The sequence below is a fragment of the Colwellia sp. MB02u-14 genome (genome assembly GCF_014076915.1).
GTDB lineage: Bacteria > Pseudomonadota > Gammaproteobacteria > Enterobacterales > Alteromonadaceae > Colwellia_A.
Genome location: NZ_JACGUX010000067.1, coordinates 136,316 through 160,716, shown reverse-complemented (window position 1 = coordinate 160,716; position 24,401 = coordinate 136,316). Strand labels below are relative to the sequence as shown.

At 38.1% G+C, this 24,401-nt stretch carries 24 protein-coding genes; 16 read left to right on the top strand and 8 right to left on the bottom strand.

Features of this window, described 5'->3' with window-relative positions:
* The first annotated feature begins 9 nt into the window (after nucleotides 1-9).
* The 4 genes from H4J52_RS08350 to H4J52_RS08335 all read left to right on the top strand — a co-directional run bounded on the left by H4J52_RS08350 (nucleotide 10) and on the right by H4J52_RS08335 (nucleotide 3,641).
* Nucleotides 10-801 (top strand): TatD family hydrolase, encoded by a 792-nt coding sequence (locus H4J52_RS08350; RefSeq protein ID WP_182178672.1) that lies wholly within the window; start codon nucleotides 10-12, stop codon nucleotides 799-801.
* Complete coding sequence (locus tag H4J52_RS08345; RefSeq protein WP_182224507.1) at nucleotides 798-1,625, top strand: GGDEF domain-containing protein; 828 nt, start codon at nucleotides 798-800, stop codon at nucleotides 1,623-1,625. The genes H4J52_RS08350 and H4J52_RS08345 overlap by 4 nt, the downstream gene beginning before the upstream one ends.
* A 46-nt stretch (nucleotides 1,626-1,671) precedes the next feature.
* Nucleotides 1,672-2,691, top strand: a complete 1,020-nt coding sequence (gene hemB / locus H4J52_RS08340) for a porphobilinogen synthase (RefSeq protein ID WP_182178668.1) — start codon at nucleotides 1,672-1,674, stop codon at nucleotides 2,689-2,691.
* A 98-nt stretch (nucleotides 2,692-2,789) separates the two neighbouring features.
* Nucleotides 2,790-3,641, top strand: coding sequence for a DMT family transporter (locus tag H4J52_RS08335; RefSeq protein ID WP_182178666.1), 852 nt, complete (start codon nucleotides 2,790-2,792; stop codon nucleotides 3,639-3,641).
* Here the strand turns inward: H4J52_RS08335 and H4J52_RS08330 are convergent.
* The gene (locus tag H4J52_RS08330; protein WP_182178665.1) at nucleotides 3,638-5,173 is read right to left on the bottom strand and encodes a guanosine-5'-triphosphate,3'-diphosphate pyrophosphatase; all 1,536 of its coding nucleotides are present in this window, start codon (nucleotides 5,171-5,173) and stop codon (nucleotides 3,638-3,640) included. The two genes, H4J52_RS08335 and H4J52_RS08330, sit on opposite strands and share 4 nt — an antisense overlap.
* Before the next feature lie 6 nt (nucleotides 5,174-5,179).
* Nucleotides 5,180-6,442 (bottom strand): ATP-dependent RNA helicase RhlB, encoded by a 1,263-nt coding sequence (gene rhlB, locus H4J52_RS08325; RefSeq protein WP_182178663.1) that lies wholly within the window; start codon nucleotides 6,440-6,442, stop codon nucleotides 5,180-5,182.
* A 177-nt stretch (nucleotides 6,443-6,619) separates the two neighbouring features.
* Here rhlB and trxA point away from each other — a divergent pair, with 177 nt between their 5' ends.
* From trxA to arfA, 5 genes are all read left to right on the top strand, one after another.
* Nucleotides 6,620-6,946 carry a thioredoxin TrxA gene (trxA, locus tag H4J52_RS08320; RefSeq protein WP_182178661.1) on the top strand — a complete coding sequence of 109 codons (327 nt, stop codon included), beginning with the start codon at nucleotides 6,620-6,622 and terminating at the stop codon, nucleotides 6,944-6,946.
* Between the two features lie 211 nt (nucleotides 6,947-7,157).
* Entirely contained in the window at nucleotides 7,158-8,417 is a 1,260-nt protein-coding gene (gene rho, locus H4J52_RS08315) for a transcription termination factor Rho (protein ID WP_182178659.1), read from the top strand.
* A 140-nt stretch (nucleotides 8,418-8,557) separates the two neighbouring features.
* Entirely contained in the window at nucleotides 8,558-10,060 is a 1,503-nt protein-coding gene (gene ubiD, locus H4J52_RS08310) for a 4-hydroxy-3-polyprenylbenzoate decarboxylase (protein WP_182224506.1), read from the top strand.
* A 53-nt stretch (nucleotides 10,061-10,113) separates the two neighbouring features.
* Nucleotides 10,114-10,809 (top strand): NAD(P)H-flavin reductase, encoded by a 696-nt coding sequence (gene fre, locus H4J52_RS08305; RefSeq protein ID WP_182224505.1) that lies wholly within the window; start codon nucleotides 10,114-10,116, stop codon nucleotides 10,807-10,809.
* Nucleotides 10,810-10,887: 78 nt separating this feature from the next.
* Nucleotides 10,888-11,088, top strand: a complete 201-nt coding sequence (gene arfA, locus H4J52_RS08300) for an alternative ribosome rescue factor ArfA (protein ID WP_182178653.1) — start codon at nucleotides 10,888-10,890, stop codon at nucleotides 11,086-11,088.
* Nucleotides 11,089-11,658: 570 nt separating this feature from the next.
* Here arfA and H4J52_RS08295 read toward each other — a convergent pair.
* The 6 genes from H4J52_RS08295 to cyaY are packed head-to-tail and all read right to left on the bottom strand — an operon-like array spanning nucleotide 11,659 to nucleotide 16,925.
* Nucleotides 11,659-12,297, bottom strand: a complete 639-nt coding sequence (locus tag H4J52_RS08295; RefSeq protein ID WP_182178651.1) for a hypothetical protein — start codon at nucleotides 12,295-12,297, stop codon at nucleotides 11,659-11,661.
* The gene (locus tag H4J52_RS08290; RefSeq protein WP_182178649.1) at nucleotides 12,294-13,544 is read right to left on the bottom strand and encodes a heme biosynthesis HemY N-terminal domain-containing protein; all 1,251 of its coding nucleotides are present in this window, start codon (nucleotides 13,542-13,544) and stop codon (nucleotides 12,294-12,296) included. The genes H4J52_RS08295 and H4J52_RS08290 overlap by 4 nt, the downstream gene beginning before the upstream one ends.
* The gene (locus tag H4J52_RS08285) at nucleotides 13,544-14,923 is read right to left on the bottom strand and encodes a uroporphyrinogen-III C-methyltransferase (RefSeq protein ID WP_182178647.1); all 1,380 of its coding nucleotides are present in this window, start codon (nucleotides 14,921-14,923) and stop codon (nucleotides 13,544-13,546) included. The genes H4J52_RS08290 and H4J52_RS08285 overlap by 1 nt, the downstream gene beginning before the upstream one ends.
* Complete coding sequence (locus H4J52_RS08280) at nucleotides 14,916-15,650, bottom strand: uroporphyrinogen-III synthase (protein ID WP_182178645.1); 735 nt, start codon at nucleotides 15,648-15,650, stop codon at nucleotides 14,916-14,918. Before H4J52_RS08280 ends, H4J52_RS08285 begins: the two co-directional genes overlap by 8 nt.
* A 10-nt stretch (nucleotides 15,651-15,660) precedes the next feature.
* Nucleotides 15,661-16,599, bottom strand: coding sequence for a hydroxymethylbilane synthase (hemC, locus tag H4J52_RS08275; protein WP_182223253.1), 939 nt, complete (start codon nucleotides 16,597-16,599; stop codon nucleotides 15,661-15,663).
* A 5-nt stretch (nucleotides 16,600-16,604) separates the two neighbouring features.
* Nucleotides 16,605-16,925, bottom strand: coding sequence for an iron donor protein CyaY (gene cyaY, locus H4J52_RS08270; protein WP_182224504.1), 321 nt, complete (start codon nucleotides 16,923-16,925; stop codon nucleotides 16,605-16,607).
* A gap of 81 nt (nucleotides 16,926-17,006) precedes the next feature.
* Here cyaY and H4J52_RS08265 point away from each other — a divergent pair, with 81 nt between their 5' ends.
* The 7 genes from H4J52_RS08265 to H4J52_RS08235 all read left to right on the top strand — a co-directional run bounded on the left by H4J52_RS08265 (nucleotide 17,007) and on the right by H4J52_RS08235 (nucleotide 24,365).
* Nucleotides 17,007-17,201, top strand: a complete 195-nt coding sequence (locus tag H4J52_RS08265) for an LPS translocon maturation chaperone LptM (RefSeq protein ID WP_182178639.1) — start codon at nucleotides 17,007-17,009, stop codon at nucleotides 17,199-17,201.
* Nucleotides 17,202-17,203: 2 nt separating this feature from the next.
* The gene (gene lysA / locus H4J52_RS08260) at nucleotides 17,204-18,454 is read left to right on the top strand and encodes a diaminopimelate decarboxylase (protein ID WP_182178638.1); all 1,251 of its coding nucleotides are present in this window, start codon (nucleotides 17,204-17,206) and stop codon (nucleotides 18,452-18,454) included.
* Between the two features lie 26 nt (nucleotides 18,455-18,480).
* Nucleotides 18,481-19,311 carry a diaminopimelate epimerase gene (gene dapF, locus H4J52_RS08255; protein WP_182178636.1) on the top strand — a complete coding sequence of 277 codons (831 nt, stop codon included), beginning with the start codon at nucleotides 18,481-18,483 and terminating at the stop codon, nucleotides 19,309-19,311.
* A gap of 51 nt (nucleotides 19,312-19,362) precedes the next feature.
* Nucleotides 19,363-20,046 carry a DUF484 family protein gene (locus H4J52_RS08250; RefSeq protein ID WP_182178634.1) on the top strand — a complete coding sequence of 228 codons (684 nt, stop codon included), beginning with the start codon at nucleotides 19,363-19,365 and terminating at the stop codon, nucleotides 20,044-20,046.
* A gap of 8 nt (nucleotides 20,047-20,054) precedes the next feature.
* Nucleotides 20,055-20,813: an HAD-IA family hydrolase gene (locus tag H4J52_RS08245; RefSeq protein WP_182178632.1), complete on the top strand. Its 759-nt coding sequence runs from the start codon at nucleotides 20,055-20,057 to the stop codon at nucleotides 20,811-20,813.
* A gap of 63 nt (nucleotides 20,814-20,876) precedes the next feature.
* Nucleotides 20,877-23,051: a DNA helicase II gene (gene uvrD, locus H4J52_RS08240; RefSeq protein ID WP_182223251.1), complete on the top strand. Its 2,175-nt coding sequence runs from the start codon at nucleotides 20,877-20,879 to the stop codon at nucleotides 23,049-23,051.
* 60 nt (nucleotides 23,052-23,111) lie between these two features.
* A complete protein-coding gene (locus H4J52_RS08235) occupies nucleotides 23,112-24,365 on the top strand; it encodes a diguanylate cyclase (RefSeq protein ID WP_182224503.1) in 1,254 nt (417 codons plus the stop codon).
* The last annotated feature ends 36 nt before the right edge of the window (nucleotides 24,366-24,401 follow it).

Genomic DNA, 24,401 nt, shown 5'->3' with positions numbered 1-24,401 from the left:
GGATAGCTAATGATAGATATTGGCGTTAATTTAACAAATGCGCGTTTTGACAAAGACCGTGATGCCTTAATTGTGCGCGCTAAGTCTGCGGGAATTAAGGCTATGTTGGTAACAGGAACAAATATTTTTGAAAGCCATAAAGCGGCGTTATTATCTGAACAGTATCCTGATTATCTTTATTCTACAGCCGGCGTTCACCCACACGATGCTGACAATGTTAGTGACACCTACCTAGAAGAAATTAGGGCCTTAGCGAAAAATAAAGCCGTAAAAGCGATTGGTGAATGTGGCTTAGACTTTAACCGTAATTTTTCTGCTCCCAAGCAACAAGAAAAAGTATTTGCTGAGCAAGTTGCTTTAGCAGCAGAGCTTCAACTTCCGCTTTTTCTTCATCAGCGCGATGCTTTTTCTGCATGGTTTCAATTACTCTCACCTTATCTAGACTCTGTTCCTGCCATGGTCTCTCATTGTTTTACTGGCAATGGTGATGAATTAAATCGATGTTTATCGGCAGGTATGTATATAGGCATTACTGGTTGGGTATGTGACGAACGTCGTGGAAAGTCATTACAAGCGCTTATTCCATCGATCCCTCTCAGTCGTTTAATGATTGAAACAGATGCGCCATATTTGACGCCTAGAACCATTAGACCTAAACCAAAAAGTAGCCGAAATGAACCAAGTTACTTACCTCATGTCATAGAAAAAGTTGCTCAATTGTACCAATGCAGTATCGACGAGGTTATTAAGGCCAGCAGTGAAAATGCTCGAAAAGTTTTCAACTTAGGCGAGCCAAAATGACTATACGACTGAATCGCTTAATAACACCTCTTTTTATTATCCCCTTTTTATCTGCTGTGTTAGCTTTGATAAACGTCGTGTTGCAATTCTCATGGATAGCCTTATCGATATTTATACTGACATTTATCACGTTGTCGCTAAACCTCCAACAGCACAAGCAAGTTACAAATCATGATATCGACAGTACTGAAAATCAGCCTGCGGAAGAACATCACGAATTAGAAAGTAAAGTACAAGAACGTACGTTAGAACTCAATATAGCGTTGCAAGAGCTTGAAGAAATGAATAAAGAACTTCAAGAAAAAAATACCCTAGATGACCTAACGGGTTTATATAATCGCCGCTTTTACGATCAAAAAATTCTTGCTGAATATCGACGAAGTCGCCGTAATTTAACCCCGTTAAGTTTAGTCGTTATTGATGTAGATCATTTCAAAAAAGTAAATGATAAATATGGTCATTTAGCGGGTGATGAATGTTTAGTAGCTGTTTCTACTTGTATTAAACAATGTTTACGACGCAGTGCAGATATTAGCTGTCGTTATGGTGGTGAAGAGTTTTGCTTAATATTACCCGAAACCGATAGTAAAGGTGCGCTAGCGTTTGCTGAGGAATTAAGAGAAAGTATTGCTAATTGTCAAATCAACTACAATAACACCATCATAAAGTTAACCATTAGTTGTGGTATTAGCACCTATTTACAACAAAAAAATGTACAACTAGAGCACTTATTTACAGCGGCTGATAAGGCCTTGTATCAAGCTAAAAATAATGGTCGCAATCAAGTAAAGCAACAAGATTTTGCAGGAATAAGTACAACGTAAATTTTTGCTAACCTACACACTTATTTAACTATTTAGGAATATGGCTATGAGTAATGCCTTTGGACAATTTCCCGCCCGTCGAATGCGTCGAATGCGCCGCGATGACTTTTCGCGTCGTTTAATGTCAGAAAACCAATTAACGGTTAACGATCTTATTTATCCAGTTTTTGTACTTGAGGGTGAAAATCAGCGAGAAACCATTGACTCTATGCCAGGCGTTGAACGTAAAAGCATTGATTTATTATTGGAAGAGGCACAAGAGCTCGTTGATTTAGGTATACCAGCTATTGCTATTTTCCCTGTCACCCCTGCTAATAAAAAGTCATTGATGGCTGAAGAATCTTATAACCCTGAGGGATTAGCTCAACGCACTGTTCGTGCTTTAAAAGCTAATTTTCCTGAATTAGGGGTAATAACCGATGTTGCTCTTGACCCATTCACGACTCATGGCCAAGACGGTATTCTTGGTAAAAAGGGTAAAGATGAAGGTTATGTATTAAATGATATGACTAAAGAAATTTTAGTGAAACAGGCATTATCACATGCACAAGCGGGTGCAGATGTTGTTGCTCCTTCAGATATGATGGACGGCCGTGTAGGTGCTATTCGTGAAGAGTTAGAAAATAAAGGTTTTGTAAATACGCGTATTTTGGCTTATTCAGCGAAATATGCCTCTAACTATTATGGTCCTTTTCGTGATGCTGTTGGCTCTGCCAGTAATATTCAAGGGGGCAACAAGTATTCATATCAAATGGACCCTGCAAACAGCGACGAAGCTTTACATGAAGTGGCTCAAGATATTGCCGAAGGTGCTGATATGGTCATGGTAAAACCGGGCATGCCTTATTTGGATATTGTCCGCCGTGTAAAAGATACCTTTCAAGTACCAACATATGCTTATCAAGTCAGTGGTGAATATGCCATGCATATGGCCGCTATTCAAAATGGCTGGTTAGCTGAAAAACCTTGTGTCATGGAAGGATTATTAGCCTTTAAACGCGCAGGTGCGGATGGTATTTTAACTTATTTTGCCAAGAAAGTGGCTTACTGGTTGAAAGAGCAATAAATTTTTGAGTAAAAATATATAGGCAAACGACTTGTTCTAATGGCTAAGTCCTTTAGCTGATAGAATAAGTCGACTTATTTTTATAAAATCGAGTATTAATGCCCAGCTACAAACAGTCATTATTTTCACTTCATAGCGCGGTCTTTCTTTTTGCTATATCGGGTCTTTTTGCCAAATGGCTTAATATGCCTGCCAGTCATATTGTTTTCGGTCGTGCGGTCTTTGCTGCAGCGGCTATTGCCCTTTTTGTTTTATTCATTAAAAAGCAGTCATTAAAAGTAGAAAACTCACTATTGCTTCCGCTCGCCTTTACCGGTTTAGTGCTCGCTTTTCATTGGGGGAGTTTTTTTTATGCTATTCAAGTCTCAAGTGTTGCAATAGGTCTGATCACTTTTGCAAGCTTCCCTGTTTTTGTTAGTTTTTTAGAACCGTTGTTTTTCAAGGAAAAATTCCATTATCAGGCGCTAATACAAGCCTTATTGACTATTGTCGGTATCTTATTTATTTTACCATTGGGTCACTTAAGTGTTGGCGATATTAATGGCGTTATATGGGGAATGGCATCCGCACTTAGCTTTGCACTGCTAACATTATTGAACCGAAAATTTGTTGCTAAAATATCGGCTAAAAAAGTTGCGTTTTATCAGAATGGCTCGGCAACAATCTGCTTATTACCCTTAATGTTTTTGTATCCGATCACTATATCCTTTCAGCAGTTATCTGTTTTAATTATTTTAGGCGTCGTTTTTACCGCTGTTGCTCACACATTATTTAATCATTCATTAAAAGTTGTTAAAGCGCAAACAGCAAGTATTGCGGTAAGTTTAGAGCCTATATATGGTTCAATAGCAGCGTATTATCTTTTAGAAGAAAAAATAACGTTAATGATGGTCATTGGCGGAGGAATAGTAATTCTTACTAATGTTTGGGCAACTAGAACTAATCGTTAAGACTTATCGAGTGTTTCACAAAATATATTCAGTGATACGTTCACCTGTTTTAAATGAACGCTTTCTTGTAGAAGTTCGTCAGCAATAAGTGGATGTTGTGCAAGCCATGTTGTTGGCAAACATAAATTAATAATTTCACCCTCTTTATTTTTAATAATAGTTGTCTGATACTCGGGTAATGCATCATCTTTACGGCGTCGACAAAGAATAATGGCTAAGCGTAATATCACCAAAAGATAGCTCGCTTGTTGAAAGCTACCCCCTGTTTGACTCCTCAGCAGTTCAAGATCAATCTCACCTTTATGCAACAAGACTAAGGCGACTAATAACTGCCGTTCAACTTGATCAAAACCGGGTAAATCAGCATTTTTTAATATATAGGCACCATGTTGTTGGTGCTGTTTAAAGGCTAATAACAACCCAATCTCATGCAAGTCACCTGCTGCATTTAATATAGCTAAACTGTTATTCTCGTCTAATTCCCAAAAAACTTTATAGGTGTGAAACAAGCTTGTCGCTAGTTTGTTTATGCGTTTGGCGTGTTGGCTATCAATATGAAATTTCTCAGTAAGAGAATTAATGGTGTTTTGCCTGATATCAACGTCAGTATTTTCAGGGAGCATGCTATAAAGAAGACCTTCACGAAGCGCGCCACTTGATAGTTGAATTTTTTCAATGGAAAAACTTTCAACAAGTGCTATTAATATAGCGACACCACTGGCTATTACAGGGGAACGATCCCGGGTAAGCCCATCAATTTTAATCTTACTCATCGTTTTACATTCAATTAATTGTTGTTGAATCGTTTGTAAAAAAAGTAAGTCAATTCCGGTTGTTTTATGGCTGTGCTGTTGAATTTCAGTAAGCGCTTGCATCGTACCTGAGCCACTTAATACTAACTTCCAGCCCGTGTTTTTAAAACGTGCAATGAAAGGTGCAATCGTTTTTTTTGCAGCAGAAATAGCGTGTGAAAAATTTTTAGTAGATAACCTATCATCAGAGAAGTAGCGGTTATTAAAGGTGACACAACCGATATTTAAGCTTTCAACTTGTTTGGTAATAAAACCGTCACCTAAAATAAGTTCAGTGCTTGCTCCACCAATATCAATAACAAAGCGTTGTTTAGCACCAAAGCTGGTATGTGCGACACCTAAATAAATATTCTCAGCTTCTTGTTTGCCACTGAGTAAGTTTATTTTATGGCCTAAGATTTTATTCGCTTGTGATAAAAAATTATCGCGATTTGCAGCAAGACGTAATGTTGCTGTAGCAACGATACGAATATTTTCTTGGGGAATATCTTGTAGGCGTTCAGCAAAGAAACTTAAGCATTCAAGCCCACGGGCAATAGCGGTTTCGCTAAGTTGATTATGTGAATTTAAACCGGAGGCTAAACGTACTTTCCGCTTAACTTTGTCGACTACCTGAATACTGTTGGCCAGTTGTCGGGTGATCAGCATATGAAAGCTGTTTGAACCTAAGTCGATCACCGCATAAAGAGGCGTTGAAATCTCAGTATGGGTGACCGTCATTTTATGCTAGTACCGACGCTGGTTGTTACCACCGGATCTGCCACGATTTTGCCCACCATTTTGAGGCTTATGGCGACGAGGACGAGGCTTAGGGGTAGGAAAGTCAGTTAATAAAGCATCTGGATTATATTTACTTACTGGTAAGGCATGTTCAATATAAGTTTCGATAGGAGGCAAGTTAAAAACATAACCTTCACACGCAAAACTAATAGCGTGTCCAGTTGCGCCTGCGCGGCCAGTTCGGCCTATACGGTGTACATAATCTTCACAATCATCAGGTAAATCATAATTAAAGACATGACTAACACTAGGAATATGTAAGCCACGAGCAGCAACATCAGTGGCAACAAGAATGTCTAATTCTCCAGCACTGAATTGCTCAAGAATTTTTAAACGTTTCTTTTGTGGCACATCGCCAGTTAATAAACCAACACGGATTTTGTCTATTTCTAAATGTGAATAGACCTTTTCACAAACATGTTTGGTATTGGCAAAGATGATTGCTTTTTCAGGCCATTCTTCTTCAATTAATGTTTGCAATAATGCCATTTTATCTTCATTGGAAGGATAAAATAATTCTTCAGAAATACGGGTGTTTGTTTTTTGTTCTGGTGCAATTTCAACACTTTCTGGCTCATTCATGTGTTCAAATGCGAGTTCTTTAACACGAAAAGATAAAGTCGCTGAGAACAACATACTTAAACGTGCTGTTGCAGCAGGCATGCGATTAAACATATATCGTATGTCTTTAATAAAACCTAAATCAAACATACGATCGGCTTCATCAAGCACAACAACTTCAATGTTATTAAGGTTATAAATGCCTTGCTTCATGTAATCAAGTAAACGACCACAGGTACCAATTAGAATGTCAACGCCAGCTTCAAGCTCTAAACGTTGGCTTTCATAGCCTTCACCACCATAAACTACGCCTAAACGTAATCCGGTGCTTTTTGCCATCTCTTTCGCATCACGATGAATTTGTACAGCTAATTCACGCGTTGGTGCCATGATCAAAGCACGGGGTTGATTATGCTTAGGATCTGGTTTTTGTAATAAGTGATGAAAGGTTGCAGCTAAAAAGGCGATTGTTTTACCTTCGCCTGTTTGTGCTTGGCCTGCAATATCAGTACCTTTCAATAAAATGGGCAACGATTGCTCTTGTATCGAAGTGCAATACTCAAAGCCCATGGCGTCAAGACCGGCGACAACTTTTGTGTCGAGGTTAAGTTCTGAGAACTTAGTTTCAGTTAAGTGTGTTTTATTCATGCGCACAGCTTAACAGGTTATATAGTTAATAAAAAACGGTATCGAGCAAATGTATTCATAAATAATAAATTAATGTTATAAATAGCTAACAGTTATAAGATCAAAGTTGGTAATTCATTATGATGGCGTTATAATCGTCAGCAATTGGCAAAATGCCACACTTTAACGGAGATACACATGAGCGATAAAATTGTTCAGTTAACAGATGACAGTTTCGATACTGACGTAATTACCGCCTCAGGCCTTATATTAGTAGACTTTTGGGCTGAGTGGTGTGGTCCTTGTAAAATGATTGCACCTTTATTGAATGACATAGCAGAAGAATATGCTGGTCAAGTAACGGTTGGTAAATTAAATATTGACCAAAACTCTGCAACACCACCTAAATACGGTATTCGTGGTATTCCTACGTTGTTATTATTTAAAGATGGTGTTGTTGCTGATACTAAAGTTGGCGCATTATCTAAAACTCAATTAAAAGAGTTTATTGATAACAATTTATAATTTAGATAAAAGGTTCGTATTTACGAACCTTTTTTGTATATTTACGTTAATAATTAAGAAGAAAGCTAACAGATCAAATTTTGATCCTTTACCTGATTAAAATTTAGTGCTAAATTTAGCTTTCTAATGAACTACATTTCAAACCAAACTCCAATTTCAATGATGCCAACAGGCAAACTCACTTCAACATAAATAGTTAAAGAACCCCACTATGAACCTGATCGAACTTAAAGAAAAACCAATAAGCGAACTTGTTGAGCTTGCCACATCCATGAAGCTTGATAATTTAGGCCGAAACCGTAAACAAGACATTATTTTTGCTATATTAAATGCCCATGCAGAAGGTGATAATGACATTTTCGGTGGCGGTGTTTTAGAAATTTTACAAGACGGCTTTGGTTTTTTACGTTCTTCAGATTCTTCGTATTTGGCAGGGCCTGATGATATCTATGTTTCACCGAGTCAAATTCGCCGTTTTAGTATGCGTACCGGTGATACTATTCATGGAAAAATCCGCCCACCTAAAAAAGGTGAGCGTTACTTTGCCTTATTAAAAGTTGCTGAAGTTAATTTTGACAAGCCTGAAAATGTTCGCAATAAAATATTATTTGAAAATTTAACCCCTATTCATCCTGATGAGCGTTTGATCATGGAACGTGGTAATGGTTCAACTGAAGATATTACCGCACGTGTTTTAGATTTAGCTTCTCCCATTGGTAAAGGGCAACGTGGTTTAATTGTTGCTCCACCAAAGGCAGGTAAAACGTTATTATTACAAAATATTGCGCAAAGTATTGCTCATAACCATCCTGATGCCGAGTTAATGGTATTACTTATTGATGAGCGTCCTGAAGAAGTAACAGAGATGCAGCGCTTGGTAAAAGGTGAAGTTATTGCATCAACCTTTGACGAACCCGCTAATCGTCATGTACAAGTAGCTGAAATGGTTATTGAGAAGGCGAAACGTTTAGTAGAACATAAAAAAGATGTTGTTATTTTACTTGATTCAATTACACGTTTAGCTCGAGCTTATAATACTGTTATTCCATCATCAGGTAAGATCCTAACGGGTGGTGTTGATGCTAATGCTTTACATCGTCCAAAACGTTTTTTTGGTGCAGCACGTAATATTGAACACGGTGGCAGCTTAACGATTATCGCAACCGCGCTAGTAGAAACAGGTTCTAAGATGGACGAAGTTATTTACGAAGAATTTAAAGGTACCGGTAACATGGAATTACACCTTTCTCGTAAAGTGTCTGAAAAACGTGTTTTCCCTGCTATCAACATTAACCGCAGTGGTACGCGTCGCGAAGAATTGATCACTAAGCCTGCAGAATTACAGAAAATGTGGATTTTACGTAAAATTGTTCATGAAATGGATGAAGTTGGTGCTATTGAGTTTCTTATCGATAAATTAGCAATGACTAAAACCAATAACGAATTTTTTGATTCTATGAAACGTAAATAGTTTATTGGTCGCTCACTCACATACGTGTGATGGCGATATATCGTACATCTTGTACATAAACGCCAGCGTTAGCAATAACTTCTGGCGTTTTTTATTAGAAAATCAAGCCAAATTATTAAGCGGGTAAGTGATTAAAGTTTATGAAATATAGTGACTTAAGAGACTTTATAAAACAGCTAGAAAAAGTAGGCCAGCTCAAACGTATTTCTCAACCTATTTCTACTGATTTAACCATGACCGAAATTAGCGATCGTACTCTACGCGCTGAAGGTCCAGCATTATTATTTGAAAATCCTGTTGATAAAAACGGTGTACCACATGGTATGCCTGTTTTAACTAATTTGTTCGGTACACCTGATCGTGTCGCACTTGCCATGGGGCAGCCAGATGTGCATGCGCTGCGTGACGTGGGTAAACTACTTGCGATGTTAAAAGAGCCTGAGCCCCCTAAAGGTTTTCGTGATGCAATTAGTAAAATTCCGGTCTATAAGCAAGTACTTAACATGCCGGTAAAAATGATTAAAAAACCGTTGTGCCAACAAGAGGTCATTTCGGGTGATGACGTAGATTTAACAAAATTACCTATTCAAAAATGTTGGCCAGGAGATGTGGCACCATTAATTACTTGGGGTTTAACGGTTACACGTGGTCCTCATAAAGAACGTCAAAATTTAGGTATTTATCGTCAGCAATTAATCAGTAAAAATAAAATCATTATGCGTTGGTTATCACATCGTGGTGGCGCATTAGATTTTCAAGAATTTAAACAAACAAACCCCGGTGAAAAATATCCTATATCTGTTGCTTTAGGGGCTGATCCCGCCACTATATTAGGCGCGGTAACGCCTGTGCCTGATACCTTGTCAGAGTATGCTTTTGCGGGTTTATTACGTGGTGCAAAAACCGAAGTAGCCAAATGTATTAGCAACGATTTAGAAGTACCAGCGACGGCTGAGATTATTTTAGAGGGCTATTTAGACCCCACAGAAGTGGCTCCAGAAGGACCATATGGGGATCACACTGGCTATTATAACGAAGTTGATAACTTCCCAGTAATGACGGTAACGCATATTACACATCGCAAAGATCCTATTTATCACAGTACTTACACGGGACGTCCGCCTGATGAACCTGCAATTCTAGGCGTGGCATTGAACGAAGTTTTTGTTCCTATTTTGCAAAAACAATTTCCTGAAATTCAAGATTTTTATTTACCACCAGAGGGTTGCTCATATCGCTTAGCCATTGTCACGATTAAAAAGCAATATGCGGGTCATGCAAAACGGGTAATGATGGGCGTTTGGTCATTCTTACGTCAATTTATGTATACTAAGTTTGTTATTGTTTGTGATGATGATATTAATGCGCGTGATTGGAAAGATGTAATTTGGGCAATGACTACACGAATGGATCCAAGTCGTGATACGGTATTAATTGAAAACACGCCAATCGACTACCTAGATTTTGCATCTCCAGTTTCTGGCTTAGGCTCAAAAATGGGACTGGATGCAACAAACAAATGGCCTGGTGAAACAAATCGGGAATGGGGTGAGCCTATTGTGATGACTGAAAAAATTAAAACTGACGTTGATAATATTTGGGATGAACTCAATATTTTTCCAACCTCCGATGAAAAAAATTAATAATGGCTATCTTGAACAAGTTTCAAGAACTAAAAAATGAAAGGTTTAAATAAATGAATAAAATTACGTGTCAGGTAGAGTCATTAACATCACTGACAGAGTTTGTTTATAAGGCGCTATTAAAGCCAAGTGAGCAAGTCGATTTTCAAGCAGGACAATATTTGAATTTTGTGTTGAGTGACGATGATAAACGTCCGTTCTCTATTGCTAGTGCGCCTGATGCCGTATTAATTGAATTACAAATCGGTGCTTCTGGCGCTGACAGTTATCCAATGCAAGTTATTGAGCATATCAAAGCAAACAATACAGTAACCATTGAAATGCCTCTAGGTAATGCACAACTTCGCAGCGAAAGTGAACGTCCGCTATTATTATTGGCCGGAGGCACAGGGTTCTCTTATATAAAATCAATGTATGAACTTTTAGCTGCGCAAAAGTCATCACGAAAAGTTGTGGTATATTGGGGCTTACGTGATCAAAGTGCTTGTTATGAGCTTGAAAAAACAGCTAAAATCATTTCAAGTTTAGAAAATGGTGCTTTTCATCCGGTTGTAGAGAATCCAGATGACAATTGGCAAGGGCAAGTTGGTATGGTTCACCACGTTGTGATGCAGGATATTCATAATTTAGGCGATTATGATATTTACCTAGCAGGTCGTTTTGACATGGTGGGAGCGGTTCGCACTGACTTTTTAGCGAAAGGCGCTTTAGTTGAACATATGTTTGCTGATGCTTTCGCCTACATTTAATGTAAAATAACATGTTCACGTAAATAAGCCCAAAAAAGCTATCACTATGATGGCTTTTATTATTTAAGAGTAAAATTAATGAGTAAAAATACCGAAGGTCAAGTATTGAAAAATATGGCGACAGATATAGGGCGAGGTCAGATTAAAGATAACTTCTTTGCTGCTATTGTTACCTCTAAAGTTTATAAACTGCAGGTGGTGCAGGCTAAAAAAGGTAAAGGGTCATTCAAACGTAGCAGCAAACATCAAGGTAGAGAACCTTATTTAATCAATGCTTAGTACGTTAGCATTGATTAAATAAGGCTTTTAAAATTTACTGGCAGTTCAGCTAAAGGGTAAACCTGAGACGAACAATAGCGAAGAAATAACGATTATTTCTTCGCTATTTTTTTTACATCTAAAGGGTCAATAAAAAAACCGTGACTCGCCAACCAACTGACTGCGTCTTCAGTATGAGTAAACACTTGCCGTTCATAAAATGCGTCGGTGTGAGGTATTAGCCTTTCCAGTTGCATTTCTTTGGCGGCACTTGGGGTATAAATATGACAATCTTTGATACAACCATTAGCCTTAAACCATTTACAATGTGCTTCAATATGTTTATCTATTTCAGGAACACCTAGTTCCCAGTCTTCAAATAAAGAAATAATAGCCCAGTTATGTCCTTTTAAAGGGGTCGTCTTAGCTTGAAATTCTTTAACATATGCAATTGCAGCTTCTTCATTCCAGCAACTAGAAAACCACTGGACAACAATGTTTTCATGAACTTCAATTTTCCATTCACCGTGTATATGAAATATAACGTACCTCTCTTATGCTTTAATATAGAATGATTAATATAAAAAACCTTTAATTAAGAGTGTTTAATATACTCTTTGGACTAGCGACAAATATTTTATAGGGCAACGGCTCTTCTAGTAGGCTTTCGTCGACATCAAATTCAATAAAACCGCTATGCGTAAAAAAGTTGACTAGTTCATCTGATGATACTTTTATATTTGGTAAATCAACAGCTTGATAATAATTTTTAATGATTTCATCTTCACATTCATCCGCATCAAGAAATTGGTGCATTGGCATGCTTAATACCGTAATAGATTGCGCTTTCTCATGGTGCTTAACAATCTCTTTAAGTAAGTATTGGCCTACTGCTTGTTTTCGGTATTGGGGAAGAACACTGATCGCTTCAAGTAATATATGTGTTTTAGCTTTTTTAGTGTCATAAATAATGCTGAGTTGGTCACATAAATCTTGTGTAAGGTTTTGGCCTTTAAAATAAAGGTTTAATGGAATTTCCCAATCAGTATCTTCATTCGCTAATAACGTATAAGTGCCTAAAGCGTCACGGTGCTTATTGATTGTTATCAGTTCAATTTCAGCTTTAGCGATAATGTCGCCATTGTCATTTTTTACATTAATTTCTTGGCAAAGCTGCCAATCAAAAGCACCTGCAATCTCAGGTTTTTTAAAGTCGATTGTTAAATTCATTTTTCTTGATTTCCATTATTTATAGCTAGGGCATTATTGTTGAGGTTGTCTGCTTGAGCGACTATCTTGTTCAATACTTGGTTGGCTTTTTTATATTCACCCTGTAGTTCTAATACGTGAGAAAAAGTCAGTAAATCAATGCTGTCGTATTGCTTATCTTCCAGATTCACTAAGCTATTAAAGGCTTTTTCTGCCATGGGAAGTTGCTGAGCTTTAGCCGCTAAATTGGCTAAGCAGCTCAACCATTTTCCACTATGGGGATCATGGTGTAAGTGTTTTTGTACGGCACTCATTAACTCATCAGTAGCAGAAATAGGTAACTGACGAATTTTTTGTAAAAACGCATCATCTACGCCCTTTTTAATAACCGGTAATAATATTTTGTTGAGTGGTTCAGTTATTTTATGCTCAGCTAATACTTGGCAATAAGCCAATAGTATTGACTCACGTTGTTTTAATTTACGTGCGAGCTTTTGCCACATTTGTGCAAGCGAGTCGTTGCTTTCTTGGCGTATTGTGTCACTAAAAGCACCATAAAAGGCAATAACTTCCCATTGTGCTATTTTTTCATCAGTAATGGTTTTTTGTTTTCGGGCTGAAACCAACTGCTCAATAACATAATTAAAACGTTGTTCATGCAAACTTAATTCAATTTCTAAACTTAATAAACGTGCGTCATGCCCAATGTGTTTATGGTGCTCATCAATAATGGTGCGTGCTTGTGTAAAATCTTCTTGTAGCATCAACAATTTAATCGTCACTAATATTGATTCTAAGCCTGAGGTTTTAACCGTGTGATCTTCTTGTGCTAATAAGCTTAAATAATGAGTAGTGTTCGAGCGTAATGATTGTTTTGATGACGCCGCGGCCGCCATTAAATAAGCAGTACGAGTAAACATCGATGGTTCAGCAGCTTTAGCTAACAAATGTTCAGCTTGCTGGTGATCATCAAGAATAAAAGCAGCAATACCGCGATTGAAATCTTTTAAGGCACGGCGACGATTAGCAAAAGCAATTTTGTTCCAGGTGTTAAAACTAAAACGAGAAATAGTACCAAATATTTTGAGTAGAAAGATGAGAGAAATAAATAAGAGCGTTAACATAATACAAGCACTAACAATCGTTAATTCTATAATTTTATCGCCCATAGAAATTAAAATGTAACCTTTTTCGCTTATTGCCGGGCTTAAAGCCATAACAACAAAAAAAGTTAACATTAAGAAGATCCATAATATTATTCGTTTCATTATACGGCCTCACTTGAACTTTTACGCTGATCTTTTAGCTTAGGATCAAGTTTGACTTCAGGTGTTCTATCTTCAGGTTCTAAAATATTATTTTCTTGGTTCAATTTATCAATAATAGGCTTTAAAGGTTTATCAGCCATCACTTGTCGAAGTGCCTTGAGAGATGAAAGAGTTGATGGGAAGTCGAAAGTTACGATTTCACTTTTTAGCTGTTCAATACCTTTAGAGAAATTTATATTTTCTATCTCATCCATGTCAAAATATTGCTCCAACCAGAGCTTTACATCGTTTAAGGTTTGATTATATATTTTTTGTTTGCCTTCACTGGCTGACCATTGTACTAATTGTAACTTTAGGCTCAGGTTTTCACGCAAATTTTGTTGGAATTGCGGTGACAAAATGGCTTCCTTTGTCCCACTTCTATCGCTTATCTTGAAAAAACTATCTGCAAAATATTGCCATGTTTTATCTAAATTTACTTTCCAGTCCACGATATCTTCTGACAAATTCAATTCGACTCGTGTTACAAAATCTTTTGGTATGCGTTCAGATTTAACCGGTAAGTTTTTAAGCTGCTTATTCATCGCCATTAAGGTCAAAACGGTATCTTCGTTATCTATAGTCGGCATTAATTTTAATTGTGCAATGTCTTCACGAATCAATTGACGAATAGGTAATAAAGAAGGGTCGTCGAGTTCTTTTAAACGCATATCCGCATCTTGCAACAAACCAATCGCTGCGCTTGTATCATGCTGAAGCCAGATAGTGCGCGTGGCAATACGAATAAGGTATTCTGCTTCGTGTAACAACCAATCACTCGGCTGATTTTGTGATAACCGTTCAACAGTCTTTTCAAGTTGAGTCATTTTAACTTGGCTGTCGGCACTTATTTTTGCGATATCCTTGGTGAAGCGATTGGAGAATTCTGCTTGTTGTTGATCGAGTAATTGCTTAAATTTCTGTTCAATACCGGCTAAGTTTTGCTGTGTTTTTTGCTCGCTATTGGCCAAGATTTGCTGGGTTTGTTTCAACACATTTTCTTTGATACCCGCTTGTTTTTGCATACCCCAATAATATAAACCACCGACACCAGCACTTGCCGCTAATGCTATGATTAAGGAAAGCACAGCGGTCTTAGATAATTTTTGTATATTTGTAGTAGAATTTTTCTTTGGTAAAGGAGTAGACACTTTTTCAGGCGATTTCATTGTTGATTTTTTCTCGTTGGCTGGCGCTTTATTTTTATTCGTTACAGATTGTTGCTTCTCATCACTCGGAGATTTTTCAGGTGTAGGGGGGAGTGAAATAGAGGTTGAAAAACCTTGCTCAGACTTTTTTTCTTCTGACGTTTTTGACTCATCTTGTTTTTTATCAGTCATTATTTTTTCCATGTAAATTGATAGCGCTAAGAATAGCTTGGTCATTAGCACCATTTGCATTAACAATGTTGAGTAAGCCTAATTGCTTTGCTCGTTCTGCAATACGTACACTCGCTACAATCCATAAACAGCTGTTCTTCCAGTCACTGTCTGAATTGTTTATTAAGTGTATTATGCTTTCTAGTAAAGCGTTACTGGTAATCACAATACAATTAATCTGCTGGTTTTTCCATTGTTCAACGGGGTCTTGTGTTAACGCAAGCCAAATTTTTTTATAACTTTCTAAATAATGAACGTTTGCTCCGCGCATACTCAGTTCCTGGGCGAGATGTTCTCGTCCACCGTCACCACGAATAATAATAACATTTTGACCATTGATGTTTTTTTTATCGAGTTCATCAAGCGTTAACAAACCCTCACTGGTATGATAATCAGGAGATATAGCGTTAACACCAAAGCGTTTTAAGGCTGCCTTTGTCGCATTACCTACCGCAATAATAGTTTTTTGTTGCCAATAAGATAAGTCAAAAGTGCGATGCGCAAACTCTACTGCAGCTACGCTCACGAAAATAAGCGTGGCATGTGGATATTGTTCAATGAGTTTTTGAATAGTCGTTTTGCTAGCAAGCGTTTGATAATCAAAAAATGGTTGGCACCAACTTTTTATGCCGATACTTTTTAGCTGTTGTGCTAAAGCACGCCCTGATTTTTCAGGGCGTGTAATCAAAACCTGTATATTACTTCTGTTCAGCATATACCTGACGCAATATTTTATCAGCGCCTTTTTCAAGTAATTGATCAGCTAGTGTATTGCCTATTTTTTCTGCATTATCAATTGAGCCACTAATTTCACTGGTTAATATTTCACTACCGTCGGTTGCGCCAACTAAGCCACGTAAATATATTTCGCCATTTTCCTTAATAATCGCGTAACTACCAATTGGCACCTGACAACCACCTTCTAAAGCGCGGTTCATTGCGCGTTCGGCTAACACCCGAATACGGGTGGTTTCACAACCTAATGGTGCGAGCAAAGCTTTAAGTGTTGAATCGTTCGTTCTACACTCAATGCCAACAGCGCCTTGTCCATTGGCAGGAAGCATGACTTCGGGTGCAATGAACTCTTGAATTCGCTCAGGCATCTCTAAACGTATTAAGCCAGCAGCCGCAAGAATAATTGCGTCATACTCACCGCTATCCAGTTTTTTCAAACGGGTATTTACGTTACCGCGCAAATCGCGAATGTCTAAATCTGGGCGCAGGGCTTTAATTTGACATTGACGACGTAAACTTGAGGTACCCACAACAGCACCTTGTGGCAGTTCAGCTAAGCTTTTTATAGTGTTCGATACAAATGCATCACGGGGATCTTCACGCGGACAAATAACTTCTAACCCTAAGCCTTCTGGGAATTCTACGGGTACATCTTTCATCGAGTGCACCGCGATGTCGGCGCGACCTTCTAATATGGCAACTTCAAGTTCCTTAACAAACAGTCCTTTGCCACCTACTTTAGCTAAAGGGGTATCTAAAATAATATCACCTTTGGTGGTCATAGGAACAAGTTCAACAGTAATACCGGGATGAAAATGCTCTAATTGTGTTTTTACATATTCTGCTTGCCATAAAGCGAGTGCGCTCTTACGTGTGGCAATGCGTACAGTTGTAGTGCTCATTCAAATTATCCTGCGCTAATGGTTATTTCGGTATCAGCCTGAATGCTAATGGCTTTTGATAAAAATTGCCAAAGCTCGCCACCACCACGTTTATCTGTCCATTGGCTATTCTCAAACTGAAAATGATGGCCATTAAATTTAGTTGCCACCCATATTTCATGCAAGGGTGCTTGTTTGTTAATGATGACTTTACTGTTATTTTTAAAGGTAAGCGTTAGCATGCCGCCAACCCCTTCATAATCAATGTCGGTACCACAATCTTCAACGGCCTCCTCTATTAGAAGAATAATTTCATCGGCAAGTAAATTGTATTGGCTGTCGTTCATTAATGCTTCCTTTTCTAGCGCAATGAAATTTATTCATCTTTGCTAGCTATTTGTTGGTCATGAGATTATAAAACGTCTATCATGAGAAAAAAATCGAATAAATCAAGTATGCGTAAACAAAATTCAATTATTTTAGCGTTTTTTATTATATCAGTGCTTTTAAGTGGATGTGGAATTAAAGGTCCACTAACGCAAAAATCTGTGCAAGAAAAAACTAACAACGCTAAAACTGAGCAGAAACAAAATTCATCAGCAGGATTATTGCAGGAAAACTAACCGTGGATTTTTTCAATTACAAAAACACTTCACTTTATGCTGAAGATTGTGCCGTAACTAAGCTTGCTAAACAACATGGTACGCCGTTATATATATATTCGCGTGCGACGATTGAACGTCATTGGCATGCCTTTGACCAAGCCGCTGGTGATAAACCCCACATAGTTTGCTATGCAGTGAAAGCCAATAGCAATATTGCTGTGTTGAATGTAATGGCACGTTTAGGCAGCGGTTTTGATATTGTATCCCAAGGTGAACTTGCTCGAGTGCTACAAGCGGGGGGCGATGCCGGTAAAGTTGTATTTTCAGGTGTTGGTAAAAAATCAAATGAGATTGCTTTTGCTTTAGAAAAGGGCATTTACTGCTTCAATGTTGAGTCAGCCGCAGAGCTCTCGCGTATTCAGCAGGTAGCAGAGCGAATGAAGCTCATTGCTCCCATTTCTTTAAGAGTTAACCCTGATGTTGATGCAGGTACCCATCCCTATATATCGACAGGCCTAAAAGAAAATAAATTTGGTATTAGTATTGATGACGCTTTTGAGTTGTATCAACACGCTAGCGGATTATCAAATATTGCTGTAAAGGGAATTGATTGCCACATTGGTTCGCAGTTAACTGAAGTACAACCTTTTTTAGATGCGCTTGACCGTGTTTTAGCGCTTGTTGATCGCCTTGTAGAAAAAAATATTATTTTATCGCATATTGATGTAGGTGGAGGTTTAGGGGTTTGTTATAACGACGAAACGCCACCACACCCAAACGAATATGCGAAAGCGATTGCAGAGAAATTAGCCGATCGTGATATTACGCTGATTTATGAACCCGGTCGTGCCATTATGGCTAATGCAGGCATATTGGTCACTGAAGTTGAATTGCTAAAAACTAATCAGGACCGACATTTTGCTATTGTTGATGCTGCGATGAATGATTTAATTCGTCCATCACTTTATCAGGCCTGGCAAGCTATTATTGAGGTTGAGCAAAACAACATTGTTGAAAAACAAACATACGATATTGTTGGTCCTATTTGTGAAACCGGTGATTTTCTTGGTAAAGCTCGTGAATTAAGTATTGTGGCAGGCGATTTATTAGCGATTCGTTCATCAGGTGCTTATGGTTTTTCGATGAGCTCAAACTATAATAGTCGACCAAAAGCGGCAGAGATTATGGTCGATGGCGAAGAAAATCATTTGATCCGTGCTCGTGAAACAACAGAGCAATTGTGGCAAGGCGAGTCTTTGTTGCCACAATAAGTATAAAAATTTAATATGGGTAGTAAATGTTAGTTAATTTTTCAAAAATGCATGGTTTAGGTAATGACTTTTTAGTACTAGACAATGTTACACAAAATGTTTATTTGTCGAATGAACAAATAAAGCATTTAGCCGACCGAAATTTTGGTGTTGGCTTTGACCAAGTCTTAGTGGTTGAGCCGCCATACGACCCCGATTTAGATTTTCATTATCGTATTTTTAATGCGGATGGTAGTGAAGTTGGCCAGTGTGGTAATGGTGCACGTTGTTTTGCTAAATTTGTGCGTTTAAAAGGATTAACGAATAAAAATAAAATTAAGGTATCAACACAATCAGGTAAAATGACCCTATTTGTTGAGCGCGACGGTAATGTTTCAGTAAACATGCCAACCCCTAAATTTGAACCCAGCCAAATTCCTTTTACTGCTCAAAAAGTAGAAGGAACTTATATTTTGCGTAGCGACGAAGAAACAGTTTTATGTGGCGTTGTTTCTTTAGGTAACCCGCATTGTGTATTGACGGTTGATTCTGTTGTTGAGGCACCTGTGACTACATTGGGTAAAGCGTTATCAAACCATGAACGATTCCCTCAACAAGTTAATGTTGGCTTTATGGAAATTGTTTCCCCTGATTATATTAAACTACGCGTTTATGAGCGAGGCACGGCTGAAACGTTAGCCTGTGGTAGTGGTGCTTGTGCAGCGGTAGTTATTGGCCAAACACAAAATAAATTAGGTCGAGATGTTACGGTAGAATTACCGGGTGGCAAGTTAAAAGTCTATTGGAAAGGCCCTGGGAATTCGGTGAAAATGACGGGTCCTGCGGTACATGTTTTTGATGGACAATTAAATTTGTAATTAGCATAAAATTAGCTTACGTGACAACAACCCAAGAAGTAGAGAATTAATTTGAACGACTCAAACCCAATACAGTTAGATGAAGTAAGCTTAACAGATGATCTCATTGTTGATTACTTACACGACAACCCTGAATTCTTTAATCGTAATCCTGAGCTGATCAACAGCTTACGCTTATCTGACATTAACCGCGGTACAGTTTCATTAGTGCAAAGACAGCAAAGCCAGCAGCGTCAAAAAATTCATAGTCTAGAAGAAGAAATTACCCAATTAATGGCGATTGCTAATCAAAATGAACAGCTTTTTGCCTTATACAGTGATTTGTATTTACGTTTATTAGATTGCAGTTCGGCAAACGAATTACTGGATTGTTTGTATCAAGCAACAACAGAATTATTATCGTTATCAGGTTTAAAAGTATGGTTAAAAGAAAATACGGTTGTTGACCATGCCAGTATTGCTAAAAATGATTGTGCTGGGGTGATGCATAACCGCTTATCCAAAGATGACTATTATTTTGGCCGCTTACAAAAAAGTGAGCAAGAACTTATTTTTTCACAACACCAAGAAGGTTCTGTTGTCTTAATTAAGTTAAATCACCTCAATGATAGTCTTGGATTTATAGCGATAAGCAGTGCTGATGCAGACCATTTTGATCCGCGTATGGACACATTATTACTCAGCCAATTTAGAAAACTTGTGGCAAAACTTCTTTTTCAACAACTGTATAAATAACACAGTAGATGAAATTTTATCGTCGCTTAGCGCCTTTTCAAGCCATCAGTTTTGACCTTGATGATACCTTGTATAGTAATTATCCAGTCATGATGGCAACCGATGCAAAAATGGTTGCTTATTTTTCGACATTTTTTTTGTCAGCGAAAGCAAATATATATTGTGCACAAAACACTGTGTTTGATTATCTTTTTTGGTCTCCTTTTCGTCAACAAGCACTCAAAGAGAATCCTCAATTAGTTCATCATGTCGGTGATATGCGCTTTGTTACTTATATACTGGGTATGAAAGCGCTAGGGTTGACTGAAGATGCCGCTAAACAGGCAGCACAAAAAGCATTAGATTATTTTGTGCTACAACGCAGTGATTTTGTTGTTCCTAGTGGCGTTCATCAATTATTAACAGGTTTACAGAAAAAGTATCCTTTGGTGGCGATCAGTAATGGCAACGTTGATATGGATAAAATAGGTATTTCGCATTACTTTCAATATCGTTTTCATGCGGGGGATTTATCAACGACGTCTTTAAATAAAAATAAACAACTTCGACAAAAACCTTACGCTGATATGTTTGATGAGGCTTGTGAAAAACTATTAATTAAACCAGCACAATTATTACATGTCGGTGATTGTGGTCGCTCTGATATTCAAGGTGCGATCAATGCGGGTTGCCAAACAGCATGGATTTCTTGCTATGATGTTGGACAACCACTGACGGTTTTACCTAATATTGAGCTAGCTGATATTAGCGAACTACGCCACTTGTGATAATTTTGCCTATACTTTGCTTTCAATATAAATTTTCCACTTTTCTAAGGTTATTTTTCCGTTATGGACGTTTCTGAACTACTTGAGTCACTCAATGAAAAACAACGCGATGTTGTTGCCGCGCCACTACAAAATATGTTGGTATTAGCCGGCGCAGGTAGTGGTAAAACTCGAGTTTTAGTCCAGCGTATTGCTTGGTTAATGCAAGTTGAAAATGCTTCTTCTCATAGTATTTTAGCGGTTACCTTTACGAATAAAGCGGCTGCAGAAATGCGGGTACGGGTTGAAAAAACCGTTGAAGGCAATGTTCATGGCATGTGGGTAGGTACGTTCCATGGCTTAGCACACCGTTTACTTCGTATGCATTTTCAGGAAGCTAAATTACCACAAAATTTTCAAGTACTCGATTCTGATGATCAATTGCGTTTAGTCAAACGTATCGTGCGCTCGTTAGGGATTGACGAAAAACGTTGGCCGCCTAAGCAAATGCAGTGGTATATCAACGGAAAAAAAGATGAAGGTATTCGCCCACAACACATTGAAGTGTATGACGATCCGACCGAACAAACGTTTGTAAAAGTTTATCAAGGATATCAAGAAGCGTGTGACCGTGCGGGTTTAGTTGATTTTGCTGAATTATTACTTCGTGCGCATGAACTTTGGCTAAATAATCCCGTACTGCTTGCCCATTATCAGCAACGCTTTAAGCATATCTTAGTTGACGAGTTTCAAGATACCAATGCGATTCAATACGCGTGGTTAAATATTTTAGGCAACGCGTCAAGCAAGGTGATGATTGTTGGCGATGACGACCAATCAATCTACGGCTGGCGTGGAGCTAAAATTGAAAATATTCAGCGCTTTCTCAATGAATTCGATAATACACAAACAATACGTTTAGAGCAGAACTACCGTTCCACAGCGAATATTCTAAATGCGGCCAATAAACTTATTGCTAATAATAATAACCGTTTAGGGAAAAAATTGTGGACAGAAGATGAGGCTGGTGAAAAAATATCAATTTACACCGCATTCAATGAAATTGATGAAGCCCGCTTTATTGCCGGCCGTATTACTGACTGGCGTCAGGAAGGCAGCTTAGATGATGTTGCGATTTTATATCGTAGTAATGCACAGTCTCGCTTACTCGAGGAAGCGCTGTTACAGAGTCGTTTACCTTATCGAATTTATGGTGGGCAACGCTTCTTTGAACGCTTAGAAATTAAAGATGCCCTTGCTTATTTACGTTTACTGAATAACCGTGATGACGATGCTGCTTTTGAGCGTATTATTAATACACCAACCCGTGGTATAGGCAACACCAGCCTTTCATTAATTCGTGATGCAGCGCGCAGCTTAGAAATGACTCTATGGGAAGCCTGTCAATTCATGCTCAAAAATGATGAATTAAAAGGTCGCAGCGCTAAAGTAATTCAGAATTTTATCAGTGTTATTGACCAGCTTGAAGATGACTCTAGTCATTTAGATCTCGACCAGCAAGCCAACTACGTTATTCAACACAGTGGTTTGAAAGCGATGTACCAAGCTGAAAAAGGTGAACGTGCTGAAGCAAGAATAGAAAACTTAAATGAGCTCGTTACCGCTTGCCAAACGTTTGAAGCTGATCCTGAATTAATAGAAGAACAAACCAAGTTAACATCATTTTTAACACATGCAGCTCTCGAAGCTGGCGAGTCGCAAGCTGATGACTATGAACCTGCTGTGCAATTGATGACTATGCATTCAGCGAAAGGGCTAGAATTTCCATTAGTGTTTATTGCTGGTTTGGAGGAGGGTATGTTTCCTTCACAAAAATCAGTAGAAGAAATAGGACGCTTAGAAGAAGAGCGCCGTTTATGCTATGTAGGCATGACACGTGCGATGAATAAGCTATACTTGTGTCATGCTGAAAGTCGTCGACTCTATGGACAAGAAAAGTTTCATAAAGCCAGTCGTTTTTTACGCGAATTACCCCCTGAATGCACAGAGGAAATAAGGTTACAAAATCAAGTAACTCGCCCTTCAACTAAAGGGAAGTTTTCATCTACATTTACACTGGAAACATTTGAAAATACAGGCTTTAGCCTAGGACAATCTGTTGTTCATGCTAAATTTGGTGAGGGTGTGGTCTTGAATTATGAAGGTTCAGGAGCCCAAAGCCGTATTCAAGTTAATTTTACTGATTTAGGCAGTAAATGGCTCGTTGTCGCTTATGCTAATTTACAAGCTACCGTTTGATGTCAGATGAAAGTGATTATTTTCAGTTGATGTCATTATAATAAGAAGGTTAAAAAATATATGTCAATGCAATTACTCGTAGTAGAAGACAGTAAGCCTATTGCTCGTGTTATTAGGCAAATTGGCGAGGCATTAAATTACCAAGTCACTGTTGCGACCACGCTTGCCGAAGTGGAAAGTATTTTACAAGGTAATAATGATTTTTTTGCTGCAACAATTGATTACGCTTTACCTGATGCTCCTAATGGCGAGGCAATAGCATGTGTACTCTCACATGGTATTCCCAGTGTGGTGATGACAGGAAAAATGGATGAAACTACTCGACAGCAAATACTTGCTCAGCCCGTTGTTGACTATATCCCTAAAGAGAATAGCCAAGCTTTCCTTTATTTAAAACGTATTTTACATTGGCAAATAACGAACAGCAGCACAGGTATTCTTGTTGTTGATGATTCTTTAGCGGCACGAAATTATGTTTCTCAGCTCTTAAAACGCCGCAACTTTAATGTTTATTTAGCCAATGATGGTGTACAAGCGCTAGAACGCTTAAAGCAGCACAAAGACATTAAATTGGTGATCACCGATCTGGAAATGCCTATAATGGACGGTATCGAATTAACCAATGAAATCCGTAAAATTTATAGTCGTGATCAACTCGCTATTATCGGTATCTCTGGAGCAGACAACGGTATGCATTCGGCACGCTTTATTAAAAATGGTGCTGATGACTTTTTACGTAAACCTTTTTGCCCAGAAGAATTTTACTGTCGAATAACCCAAAATATTGAAAATTTAAACAATATTGAACAAATCCAAAAAGCAGCAAATGTAGACTATTTGACCGACTTACCTAACAGACGGGCTTTTTTCTCTAAAGCAGAACAACTGGTGCCTCAATATATTAAAAGAGATATGCCTTATTGTGTTGCTATGCTCGACATTGATTTTTTCAAAAAAATCAATGATAACTACGGAAATGACGCTGGCGATCATGTTTTAAAAGTACTGGCATTATATATGCGTAAACATCTGGGATCAGGTTTGCTGGCCCGCTTAGGTGGTGAAGAGTTTGCTGTCTTAATGTACGGTGCCGATGAGGATCACTTTTATACTAAATTAGACGATCTTCGTCGAGATATTTCTGTTTCCCAGCTAACTTTTGAAGAGCACCATATTGCCTTTAACATCAGTATAGGCTTAGTTTGTAATAGTACAGAGACGTTTGCTAAACAACTTAATCAAGCGGAAAGTGCTCTTTACAATGCTAAAGAAAATGGCCGTAATCAACTTAGCATTTTTGGTGTTGATGACTAGTTAATTCCATGAGGTTATTGTTTGTTAAATAACCTC